The sequence below is a fragment of the Micromonospora sp. B9E7 genome, assembly GCF_039871815.1.
GTDB lineage: Bacteria > Actinomycetota > Actinomycetes > Mycobacteriales > Micromonosporaceae > Micromonospora.
Window position 1 is genome coordinate 459,208 of sequence record NZ_JBDPLX010000004.1, and the last position, 14,725, is coordinate 473,932.

Annotated in this window: 2 protein-coding genes; both read right to left on the reverse strand. The window is 73.1% G+C overall.

Features of this window, described 5'->3' with window-relative positions; genetic code table 11:
* Nucleotides 1-18: 18 nt before the first annotated feature.
* Nucleotides 19-6,435, reverse strand: a complete 6,417-nt coding sequence (locus ABGB10_RS09380) for a type I polyketide synthase (protein ID WP_347660470.1) — start codon at nucleotides 6,433-6,435, stop codon at nucleotides 19-21.
* 44 nt (nucleotides 6,436-6,479) lie between these two features.
* Nucleotides 6,480-14,725, reverse strand: an 8,246-nt coding sequence (locus tag ABGB10_RS09385; protein ID WP_347660471.1) for a type I polyketide synthase, incomplete at its 5' end; no start/stop codon positions are given.

Genomic DNA, 14,725 nt, shown 5'->3' on the forward strand with positions numbered 1-14,725 from the left:
TAGGACGGAAGTGGTGGATCACGGAAAGTCGAGTTCGTTGTCGATCAGGTCGAAGATGTCCTCGGCGGAGGCGCCGTCGAGGTCGGCGTCGTCGGACGTCGTCGCGGCGGGCACGGCCGAGGCCGGTTCCACGGCGGCGAGCAGTTCCCGTAGCCGGGACGCGATGCCGGTGCCGGCCAGCGCCTCGGCGTCCAGCGCCGAGATCGCGCCGGTCAGCCGGTCGAAGGCGACGTGCACCGCGTTCCCGTCCGGCTCGGATCCGGTGGTGAGTTCCTTGCCGAGGTGCTCGGCGAGCGCCTGGGCGTTCGGGTAGTCGAAGACGAGCGTGGCGGGCAGCCGCAGCCCGGTCGCGCCGTTGAGCCGGTTGCGCAGCTCGACGGCGGTCAGCGAGTCGAAGCCGAGTTCCTTGAACGCGCGGGTGGCCTCGATCGGCTCCGAGGCGGGGCGGCCGAGGACCACTGTGGCGTGCCCGCGTACCAGGTCGAGCAGGATCCGCTGCTGGTCCGCCGCACCGAGCCCGGCCAGCCGACGGCCCAGGTCGTCGCCGGTGTCGGTGGCGGTGGCCGCCGCCCGGCGAGCCGGTGCGCGCACCAGGCCGCGCAGCAGCGGCACCACCGCGCCGCCCTGCCCCCGCAGGATCCCGGTGTCGATGTTCGCGGGGACCAGGATCGCCTCGTCGTGGCGCAGGGCCGCGTCCAGCAGGGCGAGTCCCTGCTCGGCGGTGAGCGGGGCCATGCCGCCACGGGCCATCCGGGCGTGGTCGGTCGCGTCCAGGTGACCTGTCATCCCACTGGCGTCGGCCCACAGACCCCAGGCCAGCGCCACCGCGGGTAGCCCCTGGTCGCGCCGGTGCTGGGCGAGAGCGTCGAGGAACGTGTTCGCCGCCGCGTAGTTCGCCTGGCCGGCACCGCCGAAGGTCCCGGCTCCGGCGGAGAAGAGCACGAACTCGGCGACCGGCGCGGTGCGGGTCAGCTCGTGCAGGTGCCAGGCCGCGTCCACCTTGGGCCGCATCACCTCGTCCAGGCGCTCCGGTGTCAGCGAGCCGACCACGCCGTCGGCGAGGACGCCGGCCGCGTGCACCACCGTGCTGAGCGGGTGCTCGGCCGGGATGCCGGCGAGCAGTCCGGCCAGCGCGTCCCGGTCGGCGGTGTCGCAGGCGACGATGTGGGCCTGCGCGCCGAGGCCGGCGAGTTCCGCGCACAGTTCGGCGGCACCGGGTGCCTGCGGGCCACGCCGGCTGGTGAGCAGCAGGTGGCGGCGACCCTGCCGGGCGAAGTGCCGGGCCATCAGCGCGCCGAGCGTGCCGGTGCCGCCGGTGATGAGGACGGTGCCCTCGGGGTCGGGCCGGGGCGGCAGGGTGAGGGCGATCTTGCCGATGTGCCGGGCCTGGCTGAGGAACCGGAACGCCTCCGGCGCGCGGCGCAGGTCCCAGGTGCGCAGCGGCATCGGGCGCAGGTGCCCGGCCGCGAATAGCGCTGTCAGCTCGGTCCAGATCTCGCGGATCCGTTCGCCGCCGGCCTCGATCAGGTCGAACGCCTGGTAGCCGACGCCCGGGTGCTGCGCGGCCACGGTGTCCGCGTTGCGGATGTCGGTCTTGCCCATCTCGACGAACCGCCCGCCCCGGGGCAGCAGCCGCAGCGACGCGTCGACGAACTCACCGGCCAGGGAGTCCAGGACCACGTCGACGCCGCGTCCACCGGTCGCCCCGAGGATGCGCTGCTCGAAGTCGAGGCTGCGCGACGAGGCGATCCGGTCGTCGGTGAAGCCGTCGGCGCGCAGCACGTCCCACTTGCCGGGGCTGGCGGTGCCGAACACGTCGGCGCCGAAGTGCCGGGCGAGTTGGACGGCGGCCATGCCGACGCCGCCGGTCGCGGCGTGCACCAGCACCGACTGCCCGGTGCGCAGGTGGCCGGCGTCGACCAGACCGTAGTACGCGGTGAGGAAGGCGACCGGCACGGTCGCGGCGACCGGGTAGGACCAGTCGTCGGGCACCTTGGCGATCATCCGGTGGTCGGTGACGCCGATCGGTGCCATCGAGCCGGAGAAGAGACCCATCACCCGGTCGCCGACGGCGTAGCCGCGTACGCCCGGCCCCACCTCGACGATCTCACCGGCCGCCTCGTTGCCGAGCACCTGCTGGTCCGGAACCATGCCGAGGGTCAGCACCACGTCCCGGAAGTTCAGGCCGCTGGCGTGGATGCGGACGCGGACGTGACCGTCCGGCAGCTCCCAGCCGATCTCCGGGCAGGGCAGCAGCTCCAGGTTGTCGAAGGTGCCCCGCTCGCGTACGTCCAGGCGCCACGGCTCGTCGCCGTCCGGCAGGACCAGGGCCGAGGTGGTCGCGGCGCGGGCCAGGCGCAGCGCGTGCGCGGTGCCGGCTCGTACCGCGACCTGCGGCTCCCCGGTGCCGGTCGCGGTGACCAGCGCGGCCGTCGAGGCGGCATCGCCGTCCACGTCGGCCAGTTGGAGGCGGTCCGGGTTCTCCGCCTGGGCGGCGCGGACCAGGCCCCAGAGGGGGGCGTGCACCAGGTCCTCGATCGGATCCTCGGCACCTGTCGAGACGGCACGGCGGGTCACCACCACGAGCCGGGCGTCCGGGCCGGCGAGCCAGTCCTGGAGCAGGGCGAGGAAGGAGTGCGTCGCGGCGGTCGCAGCCGCGGCGACGGCGCCTCCGGTGCCACCCGGGCCGAACGGCGCGACGACCAGGTCGGGGCGTCGGCTCGGGTCGCTGGCGAGGTCGGCGTATGCCACCACGTCGTGCCCGGCCTCGGTGAGAGCCGCGGACACGCCGATCTCGTCGGTGCCGAGGACCGCGACGAGGGCCGGCGCGCCGGCGGCGGGCAGGGTCAGTGGGGTCCAGTCGAGGCGGAACAGGGAGTTCCGGGCCGGGTCGTCGGCGGTCTCCAGGGCACCGGCGGCGATCGGGCGGAGCACGAGCGAGGCGATCGACAGGACCGGGCTGCCGCTCTGGTCGGCGGCGAGCACCGACACCGTGTCCGGGCCGTGCGGTCGCAGCCTCACGCGCAGCATCTCCGCACCGGACGCGAGCAGGTCGACGTCGGTCCAGGAGAACGGCAGCAACCCGCCCTGTTCGGCGCCGGCCGGTTCGAGGGCGAGCCCGATCGGGTGCAGTGCCGCGTCGAGCAGCGCCGGGTGCAGCCCGTACGCGTCGGCCTCGGTCCCCCGGGGCAGGGCGACCTCGGCGTACACGTCGTCGCCGGAGCGCCAGATCGCCCGCAGTCCCTGGAACGCCGGTCCGTAGCCGTAGCCACGGGCTTCCAGATTCGGGTAGAAGCTGTCCACCGGCACGGCTTGCGCGCCGGCCGGCGGCCAGACCGGGAGAGGTTCCGGAGTCTCCGGTCGGGTGGTGCTGAGCAGGCCGGTCGCGTGTCGGGTCCAGGGCTGTTCGGCGTCGGCGGTGTCCGGCCGGGCGTAGAGGGTGAACGCCCGGTCCGGCCCGTCTCCGGGGGCGTCGACCACCGCCTGTAGTGCCAGACCGGCCTGCTCGGGCACGATGAGCGGCCGTTCCAGGGTGAGGTCGGCGACGATCGCGCAGCCGAGCTGGTCGCCGATCCGGATGGCCAGGTCGAGCAGCGCGGTGCCGGGGACCACCAGGCGGCCGGAGACGCGGTGGTCGGCGAGCCACGGGTGGGTGGTGAGCGACAGCCGTCCGGCGAAGATCGTGCCGTCGGCGCCGGCGAGTCCGAGGGCCGCGCCGAGGACCGGGTGGGTAACGGGGGCCAGACCGAATGCGGAGGCGTCGCCGTGCGCCCGGGTGCTGGGGCGCGGCCAGTACCGCTGGTGCTGGAAGGCGTACGTGGGCAGCTCCACGACGGGGGCCGCCGGGATGACGGTGTGCCAGTCGACGGGTGCACCGCGCACCCACGCCTCGGCCAACGACCGGACCACCTGCTCGGGGCCACCCTCACCACGACGCAACGTACCCACCGTGGCCACCTCGGCGGTGTCGGCGATCGCACCGGTCAACACCGGGTGCGCGGAGACCTCGACGAAGATCCGGTGCCCCGCCGCGTATGCCGCCTCGACCGCCAGATCCAGCCGGACCGGCTGACGCAGATTGCGGTACCAGTAGTCGGCGTCCATCTGACCGCCGTCCTCCACCGTGGAGAACACCGGCACCTCGCCGGCCAGCGGTCGCACACCGTCGAGCAGACGGGCCAGCTCCGCCTGCACCGGCTCGACCAGAGCGCAGTGCGAGGCGTAGTCGACCTTCACCCGCCTGGCCCGCACCCCGGCCGCCTCCACAGCGGCCAGGAACGCATCCAGATCGGCACCGGCGACGGCGACGCTGGTCGGACCGTTGACCACCGCGACGCTCACGCCGTCGGTCAACAACGGGGTGACCACGTCCAGGCCGGCGTTGACCGACACCATCCCACCACTGCCGGCGATCGACAGCAGCGCCTGACTGCGCAACGCGACCACCTTCGCCGCGTCGCTCAGTGACAGCACCCCGGCCACACAGGCCGCCGCGATCTCCCCCTGGGAGTGGCCGATCACGGCGTCGGGGGCCACACCCCTGGCCCGCCACACCTCGGCGAGAGAGACGTGCACCGCCCACAACACCGGCTGCACCACGTCCACCCGCTCCAGCGGATCGTCCGAGCGCAACACCTCCAGCAAATTCCAGTCCACGAACGGCGCAAGGGCCGCGGCGCACTCCGCGATCCGCGCCGCGAACACCGGCTCCGTATCCAGCAACTCCGTGGCCATGCCAACCCACTGCGAACCCTGACCCGGGAACACGAACACCACACCGGCATCAGGAGCCGCCGCACCGGAGACCACCGAGCCCGACGGGACACCACCCGCGAGCGCCTGCACGCCACCGGCAACGTCCGGACCCAGCACCACCGCCCGGTGATCGAACACCGACCGGGACGACAGCAACGAGTACGCCACCGACGACGCGTCCGCCGACACTGTCGACAACCGCGCGGCCTGATCAGCGACCGCCGCCGCCGTACGCCCCGACAGCAGCCACGGCGCACCCGACCCCGTCACCTCCACCGGCGCGACGACCGGCGCGGCGGGCGGCTCCTCGATGATCACGTGGGCGTTGGTGCCGGACATGCCGAACGACGACACCCCGGCGCGCCGGGGGCGCTCCCCCGCCGGCCACGGCCGGGCGTCCACGAGCAGTTCCACGGCACCGGCCGACCAGTCCACGTCCGGCGTCGGCTCGTCGACGTGCAGGGTGCGCGGCATCGTCTCGTGCCGCATCGCGTGGACGACCTTGATGATGCCGGCGACACCGGCGGCAGCCTGGGCGTGACCCATGTTCGACTTGATCGAGCCGAGCCACAGTGGCTGGTCGGCGGGTCGTTCCTGGCCATAGGTGGCGAGCAGCGCCTGCGCCTCGATCGGGTCACCGAGGGTGGTGCCGGTGCCGTGTGCCTCCACCAGGTCCACGTCGGCCGTGGAGAGTCCGGCGGCGGCGAGCGCCTGGAGGATCACGCGTTCCTGGGCGGGTCCGTTGGGAGCAGTGAGGCCGTTCGACGCACCGTCCTGGTTGACCGCGGTGCCCCGCACCACGGCGAGCACCGGGTGACCGTTGCGGACCGCGTCGGAGAGCCGCTCCACCAGCAGCATTCCCGCGCCCTCGGCCCAGCCGGTGCCGTCGGCGGCCCGCGCGAACGCCTTGCACCGTCCGTCACCGGCGAGGCCGCCCTGCCGGGAGAACTCGACGAACGTCCCGGGAGTGGCCATGACGACGGCGCCGCCGGCCAGCGCGAGGGAGCACTCGCCGCGCCGCAGCGCCTGCGCGGCGAGGTGCAACGCAACGAGCGACGACGAGCAGGCCGTGTCGACAGTGACCGCCGGCCCCTCCAGGCCCAGCGCGTAGGCGACCCGTCCGGACGCCACGCTGGCCGCGTTGCCGGTGGCCAGGTAGCCGTCGAGGCCGTCGTCGGCCGCGCCCATCAGCAGCGTCGAGTAGTCGTGCGAGTTCGTTCCCGCGAACACACCGGTACGCGACCCGGACAGCGACCCCGGGTCGATGCCGGCCCGTTCGATCGCCTCCCAGGACACCTCCAGCAGGAGCCGCTGCTGCGGGTCCATGGCCAGGGCCTCGCGCGGGCTGATCCCGAAGAACGCGGCGTCGAAGTCGGCGACGCCGTCGATGAAGCCGCCCTGCGCGGTGTGCGAGGAGCCACGGTCGTCCGCGTCGCCGGCCAGAGCGGCGAGGTCCCAGCCACGATCGTCGGGCAGCCCGGACACCACGTCGGCACCGTCGGCGACGATCCGCCACAGGTCCGTCGGGGTGTCGATCCCGCCCGGGTACCGGCAGGCCATCCCGACGATCGCGATCGGCTCGCGGTCGGCGGCTTCGAGGTCGCGCACCTGGTCGCGGGTGCGCTGCAGTTCGTTGATCACCTTTTTGAGGGATTCGCGCAGGCGTAGTTCGTCCGCCATCAGAACGCTCCTTGCTCGGGCCGGCGGGGGAAGGATGTCCGGCGTTACAGACCGAGGTCGTTGTCGACCAGGTCAAACAACTCGTCGTCGGAGGCGTCGGCGAGGGCGTCCGGGACGCCGTCGGTTTCGGCCCCGCCGGTGTTCAGCTTCGCCAGCAGGCTCTGCAGGCGCAGGACGATGCGGGCTCGCCCGCTGTCGTCGACGTCGCGGCTGGTGAGCGCCAGTTCGAGCCGGTCGAGTTCGGCCGCGGTGGGCAGGATCGTCGCGGTGTCGGGCAGGAGCTCGTTCTTGAGGTACCGCGCGAGCACAGTCGCGGTGGGCCGGTCGAAGACCAGCGTGGCGGGCAGTTTGAGGCCGGTCTCCCGGCTCAGGTGGTTGCGGACCTCGACCGCGGCGAGGGAGTCGAAGCCGAGTTCCCGGAACGCCCGGGTCGGCGGGATGCTGTCGACCGAGGAGTGGCCGAGCACCGTCGCCGCGGCCGTGCGTACCAGTTCGAGCAGGTGCTTCTCCCGGTCCTGCTCGTTCAGGCCGGCGAGGTGGTCGCGCAGCGCCGTCACCGTGTCGGTGCCGCTCTCCGGGCCGTCGGCTTCCGCGCCGGCCAGCGCGTCGCGGGCCTCCGGCAGGTCGGCGAGCAGGCCGCTGCGGCGGGCCATGGTGTACGCCGGGGTGAACTTCGCCCAGTCGACGTCGGCGACAGTGGTGGTGGCGTCGGTGCCGCCGACCGCCCGGGCCAGGGCCGCGATGGCCGCCTCCGGGTCGAGTGGCAGCAGACCGCGCCGACGCAGGCGGTCCTCGACGGCGGGGTCGTCGGCCATGCCCGCCCCGGACCAGGGCCCCCAGGAGACCGCGGTGGCCGGAAGTCCGGTCGCGCGCCGGTGCTCGGCGAGGGCGTCCAGGTAGGCGTTGGCCGCCGCGTAACCGCTCTGGCCACCGCTGCCCCAGATCCCGGCGATCGAGGAGAACAGCACGAATGCGTCCAGGTCGTGGCCGGCGAGCAGCTCGTCGAGGTGGGTCGCGCCGTCCACCTTCACCCGGGTGACCGCCGCGAACTCCTCGGCGGTGCAGTCGTCAAGCGGCGTGGGGTGGTCGACGCCGGCGGCGTGCACGACGGCTCGCAGCGGGGTGGGACCGGCGTGTACTTCGAGGAGCAGGTCGGCGACCGCGGACCGGTCGGTGACGTCGACCGCCGCGATGGTCACCCGCGCGCCGAGGCTCTGCAGTTCGGCGGAGAGTTCCGCGGCGCCGGGCGCCGCCGCTCCGCGCCGGCTGGTCAGGACCAGGTGTTCCGCGCCGGACCGGGCGGCCCAGCGGGCGACGTGCGCCCCGAGACCACCCGTGCCGCCGGTGATCAGAACGGTGCCGGCGGGCCGCCAGGACGGGCCGTCGGCGCCGGTGGTGACCCGGACGAGGCGACGCCCGTGCGTACCGGTGCGTCGGATGGCCACCTGGTCTTCGCTGCCGGCGGCCAGCACCGCGACCAGGTCACCGGCGGTGCGCTCGTCGATCTGCTCGGGCAGGTCGACGAGCCCTCCCCAGCGCCGCGGGTGGTCGAGGGCGACGGCCCGGCCGAAGCCCCAGACGGTCGCCTGGGACGGCCGGCGCAGCGGGTCGGTCCGGTCGACGGTGACCGCGCCCCGGGTCAGGCACCAGAGTGGGGCGCCCGCGCCGCCGCCGTCGCCGAGCGCCTGCAGCAGGCGCAGCGTCGACAGCGCGGGGTCGGTGCCGGTGGTGTCCTGCAGGGCCTGGAGGGAGACGACACCGGCCAGGTCGGGGGTCTCCGACACGATCTGCCAGAGCTGGTCGGTGAGTACGCCCCGGTCGGTGGCGGCGGCGTCGACGGTCGTGGTGATGACGTGCGCGCCGTGCTCCTCCAGGGCGGTTCGCACCCATCGGGTGTCGTCGGTGGGCGACACCAGCAGCCAGGTGCCGGTGAGGGCCGGTGTCGGGTCGGGGGTGAACGGCTTCCAGGTGACCCGGTACCGCCAGGTGCTGACGGCGTCGTGCTGCTTGCTCCGGTGCCGCCAGGTGGAGAGGATTGGCAGGGCGGCGTCGAGCACGTCGCGGGCGGCGCTGTCGAGGTCGCCGGCGATCAGGTCGAGGTCGGCGCGTTCAACGGCGTCCCAGAAGCGGGCGTCGGCTGGTTGCGGGCCGGCGGCTGCGGGCCGCACGGTGTCCGGCCAGTAGCGCTCGTGCTGGAAGGCGTAGGTGGGCAGGTCGACGCGCCGCGCGCCGGGGTAGCAGGGTGCCCAGTCGACCGCGACGCCGCGCACGAAGACCTGCGCCAGGGCGGTCAGCAGCGTGGTCGGTTGGTCCCGGTCAGCGCGTTGCACGGGTACGAACACCGCGTCGGAGACACAGTCCGCGCCCATCGCGGACAGCACCCCGTCGGGGCCGATCTCCACGAAGGTGCTGACGCCCTGGCTTTCCAGGGTGGTGATCCCGTCGGCGAACCGCACCGCCTCGCGGACGTGTCGCACCCAGTAGCCGGCGTCCTGCGTCTCGGCGACCTGCCCGGTCACGTTCGACACCACGGGGATACGCGGTGCCTGGTAGGACAAACCAGCCGCGACCGAGGCGAACTCGGCCAGCATCGGCTCCATCAGCACCGAGTGGAACGCGTGACTCACCCGCAGCTTCTTCGACTTCTCAAAGTGCGCCGCGACCGCCGTCACCTCGTCGGCCACACCGGACAGCACCACCGACCGCGGACCATTCACCGCCGCAACGGACACCCCGCCGGTCAGCAGCGGCAACACCTCCGCCTCGGTGGCCCGCACCGCCACCATCACCCCACCTGCCGGGAGCGCCTGCATCAGGCGGCCCCGGGCGGTCACCAGCGTTGCCGCGTCCGGAAGGGAGAGCACCCCGGAAACGTGCGCGGCGGCGATCTCCCCGATCGAATGCCCGACCAGGAAGTCCGGGGTGACCCCGAACGACTCGACCAGCCGGAACAACGCCACCTCGACCGCGAACAACGCCGCCTGGGTGTACACCGTCTGGTCCAGAGCCTCCGCGTCGTCCGCGATCACGTCGCGGATCGGCCGGTCGAGGCGGAGGTCCAGCTCGGCGCAGACCGCGTCGAACGCCTCCGCGTACACCGGGAAGGCCTCGGCCAGGTCCAGGCCCATGCCGGGCCGCTGTGAGCCCTGACCGGAGAAGACGAAGGCCAGCTTGCCGTCGGAGATCTCGCCGGTCACCAGGCCGGCGGCCAGCTTGCCAGCGGCTGCCGCCGCCAGGGCGTCGGCGTGCTGGGGGCCGAGCACCACCAGGCGTTCGGTCAGCGCGGCGCGGGTGCTGGCCAGCGAGTGCCCGACGTCGATGGCGTCCGGGTGGTCGTCGCCGGTCACCCAGGTCAGCAGGCGGGCGGCCTGGTCGCGCAGCGCGCCGGGGCCGCGCGCGGAGAGCGTCCAGGGCACCATGCCGGTCTGCGGTCGGCGGAGGGCCGGCTCGTCGTCAGCCGTGGCCGGCGGCTCCTCGATGATCACGTGTGCGTTGGTGCCGGACATGCCGAACGAGGAGATGGCGGCCCGGCGCGGGCGGTCGCCGGCCGGCCACGGTCGCGCTTCGGTGAGAAGTTCGACCGAGCCGACGGACCAGTCCACGTGCGGGGTCGGCTCGTCGACGTGCAGGGTCCGCGGAAGGGTCTCGTGGCGCATCGCCTCGACCATCTTGATGATCCCGGCGACGCCCGCGGCGGCCTGTGAGTGGCCGATGTTCGACTTGATCGAGCCGAGCCAGAGCGGTTGGTCGGCGGGTCGGTCCTGGCCGTAGGTGGCGAGCAGCGCCTGTGCCTCGATCGGGTCGCCGAGCACGGTGCCGGTGCCGTGTGCCTCGACGGCGTCGACGTCGGCGGTCGTGAGGTCGGCGGCGGCGAGTGCCGCCCGGATGACCCGCTGTTGCGCGGGCCCGTTCGGGGCGGTCAGGCCGTTGGAGGCGCCGTCCTGGTTGATCGCGCTGCCGCGGACCAGGGCGAGGACCTGGTGGCCGTTGCGTCGGGCGTCGGAGAGCCGCTCCACCAGCAGAACGCCGACGCCCTCGGCCCAGCCGGTGCCGTCGGCGGCGGCGGCGAACGACTTGCACCGGCCGTCGGCGGCGAGACCGCGCTGGCGGGAGAACTCGGTGAACGTGCCGGGGGTGGCCATCACGATCGCGCCACCGGCGAGGGCGAGGTCGCACTCTCCGGACCGCAGTGCCTGGGCTGCCAGGTGCAGCGCGACAAGTGACGACGAGCAGGCGGTGTCCACCGAGACGGATGGTCCTTCCAGACCCAGCGCGTAGGACACCCGACCGGAGATGACGCTGGCGGCGTTGCCGGTGGCCAGGTAACCCTCCACCGCGTCCGGTGCCGCCATCAGCAGCGTCGGGTAGTCGTGGCTGTTGGTGCCGGTGAAGACGCCGGTGTGGGTGCCGCGCAGCGCGGCGGGGTCGATGCCGGCGCGTTCCACCGCCTCCCAGGACGTCTCCAGCAGCAGGCGTTGCTGCGGGTCCATGGCGAGCGCCTCGCGGGGCGAGATGCCGAAGAACCGGGCGTCGAAGTCGGCCACGCCGTCGAGGAAGCCGCCGGCTGCCGCGTACGAGGTGCCGCGTGCGTCGGGGTCAGCGTCGTAGAGGGCGTCGAGGTCCCAGCCACGGTCGCCGGGCAGAGCCGAGACGGCGTCGGTGCCGGTCTCGACCAGTCGCCACAGGTCCTCCGGCGAGCCGACCCCACCGGGGTAGCGGCAGGCCATGCCGACGATCGCGATCGGCTCGTTGGCGAGGGTCGTCACCCGCGTTTCCGGGGTGGCACTGTCGTCGGTGCCGAGCAGTGCGGCCAGGTGGCCGGCGAGGGTGGCGGCGTTCGGGTAGTCGAAGACGACGCTGGTCGGCAGGTGCAGGCCGGTCGTGGTGACCAGCCGGTTGCGGAGTTCGACCGCGGTCAACGAGTCGAAGCCGAGCTCGCGGAAGGGTCGGTCGATGCCGATGTCGGCGACGCTGCCCAACCCGAGGACCGCGACCGCCTCGGTACGCACCACGTCCAACAGCCGCTTCGACCGTTCGGCAGTGCCCAACCCGTCGAGGAAGATGCTCGGCGCGGTCGTCTGCTCGACCGGGGTGTACACCTCGTCCAGCAACGGACGCGACCTGGCCGAGGTGAACGACGCACCGAACCGATCCCACTCCACGTCAGCGACCGTGACCGCCCGCTCCCCCGACCCCACCACCTGCGCGAACGCCGCCATCGCCAACTCCGCCGACATCGGCGGCAACCCCCGACGCCGCAACTGCACGTCATCACCAGCCGCCGCGACCATCCCCCCACCAGCCCACGGACCCCACGACAACGCCGTACCCACCACACCCCGAACCCGCCGCGCCGCGATCAACCCATCCAGGAACGCATTCGCCGCCGCGTACGCACCCTGACCACCAGAACCCCACACCCCAGAGATCGACGAGAACACCACAAACGCATCCAGACCATCACCCAACAACTCGTCCAGATGCACCGCACCAGCCGTCTTCCCGGACACCACCTCGTCCCAGATCTCAGGGGTCAGGTCGGTCAACACCGCCGTCCGCTCCACGCCGGCGGCGTGCACGACCGCCCGCACGGGTGCGTCCAGGCTCTGCACCAACGCGCTGACCGCGTCCCGGTCCGCCATGTCGCAGGCGGCGACTGTCACCCGTGCACCGGCCGCCTCGACGGCGGTCGCGATCTCGGCGGCACCCTCGGCCTGCGGGCCGCGCCGTGACACCAACACCAGGTGCTCGGCACCACGCTCGGCCGCCCACACCGCGACCCGTCCGCCCAGCGAACCCGTACCACCGGTCACCAACACCGTCCCCGACGGCGACCAACCCGGCTGCTCACCGGTCACCGCGACCGAACGCACCAACCGCCGCACATACACACCCGAGGACCGCACCGCGACCTGATCCTCGGCGTCAAAGCCAGCGGCCAGCACCCGCACGAGGCGGGCACCCACCCGCGCGTCCCAAGCAGCCGCGACATCGACCAGACCACCCCACAGATGCGGCAACTCCAGACCCACCACCCGCCCCAGACCCCACACCGCCGACACCGCCGGCGACACCACATCCGCACGCCCCACCGACACCCCACCCGCCGTCACCACCCACAACGGAGCAGTCACGCCGGCCCGCACCAGCTCCTGCACCAGGGCGAGGGTGGCTTGGGCGGGGTCGGTGAGCCCGGTGTCCAGGGCGAAGAGTGAGACGACGCCGCTCACGTCCTCCGGCAGGTCGTCGAGGACGGCGGCGAGGACCGCCCGGTCGGCGGTCGGGGCCAGTTCGACGCGGATGACGTCCGCTCCGGCGTCGGCCAGGGTGGTGGCGATGCCGGTGCCGACGCCGGTGGGACCGATGACCAGCCAGGGGCCGGTCAGCGCTGCCGTGGCATCCCCGGTCGCCGAGCGCCACTCGACGCGGTAGCGCCGGTCGTCGACGAGGTGGGCGTCCTGGCGCCTGCGGTGCCATTCGGCAAGTGCGGGGAGCAGGTCGCCGGTGCTGTCCGTGGTGATGCCGAGGCGGTCCAGGTCACCGTCCTGGATGGCGGCCCAGAAGTCGGCGTCGGGCACGGTGGTGCCGCTGGTCCCGCCGTCGACTCCGGCGAAGACGTCGGCCAGGGTGGCACTCGGCCAGTAGTCACGGTGCCGGAAGGCGTAGGTGGGCAGGTCGACGAGATGCCCACCGGGGTAGCACTGCGTCCAGTCCACCGGCACACCGCGGACGAAGGCTCGGGCCAGGCCGGTGAGGAAGCTCGACACCTGGTCGGAGGTCGCGCGTTGCAGGGGGACGAGTGCCGCCACGGTCACGCAGTCCGCGCCCATCGCGGAGAGCACCCCGTCGGGACCGATCTCCACGAAGGTGGTGACACCGTGGCCTTCCAGGGTGGCGATCCCGTCGGCGAAGCGCACCGCCTCGCGGACGTGCCGCACCCAGTAGTCCGCGTCCTGCGTCGTCGCGACCTGTCCGGTGATATTCGAGACGACCGGGATGCGCGGCGGGTGGTAGCTCAGCCCGCCGGCCACTCGGGCGAAGGCGTCGAGCATCGGCTCCATCAGCGGTGAGTGGAACGCGTGACTGACCCGCAGTCGCTTGGACTTCTCGAAGTGGGCGGCGACAGCTGCCACCGCGTCGGCGGCACCGGACAGCACGACCGAGCTGGGTCCGTTCACCGCCGCGATGTCCACGCCCTCGGTCAGCAGTAGCCGCACCTCGGCCTCGGTGGCCCGTACGGCCACCATGACGCCGCCGGCGGGCAGCTCCTGCATCAGGCGGCCCCGGGCCGCGACCAGCGTCGCCGCGTCCGGAAGGGAGATGACCCCGGCGACGTGTGCGGCGGCGATCTCCCCGATCGAGTGGCCGACCAGGTAGTCCGGGGTGACGCCGAACGACTCGACCAGGCGGTGGAGCGCGACCTCGTAGGCGAACAGCGCCGTCTGGGTGTAGAGGGTCTGGTCGAGGTCGCTGCCCTCGGTGATCACCTCACGCAGTGGGCGGTCCAGGTGGATGTCGAGTTCGGCGCAGGCCGCGTCGAACGCGTCGGCGAAGACCGGGTAGGTCTCGGCCAGTTCCAGGCCCATGCCCGGGCGTTGCGATCCCTGGCCGGAGAAGACGAACGCGACCTTGCCGTCGGAGACCTCACCGACGACCAGACCGGTCGAGGCCGTACCGGCCGCGAGCGCGTCGAGGGCGTCGCGGTGGTCGGCGCCGAGGGACACGGCGCGGTAAGGCAGGGCCGCGCGGTGCGCGGCGAGAGTGTGACCGACGTCGACGGGGTTGGTGGTGGGTTGTTGGTCGAGGTGGTGGGTGAGTCGGGTGGCTTGGGCGCGCAGGGCGTCGTCACTGCGGGCGGAGATCAGCCACGGCACCACCGGGTTGGCCTCGGACACCGGTGGGTCGACGGGTTCGGCGGCCGGTGGTTCTTCGATGATGAGGTGGGCGTTGGTGCCGGAGAATCCGAACGACGACACTCCCGCCCGCCGTGGCCGGTCGGCCTGCGGGTGCCACGGGCGGGTCTCGGTGAGCAACCGCACCTGGCCGGTGGTCCAGTCGACCTGCGGTGTGGGCTCGTCCACGTGCATCGTCGCCGGCAACACATTGTGCCTGAGGGCCTGGACCATCTTGATCACACCCGCCACACCGGCGGCGGCCTGGGTATGGCCGATGTTCGACTTCACCGACCCCAACCACAACGGCTCATCACCGGGACGGTCCTGCCCATACGTGGCCAACAACGCCTGCGCCTCGATCGGATCACCCAACCGGGTGCCCGTCCCATGCGCCT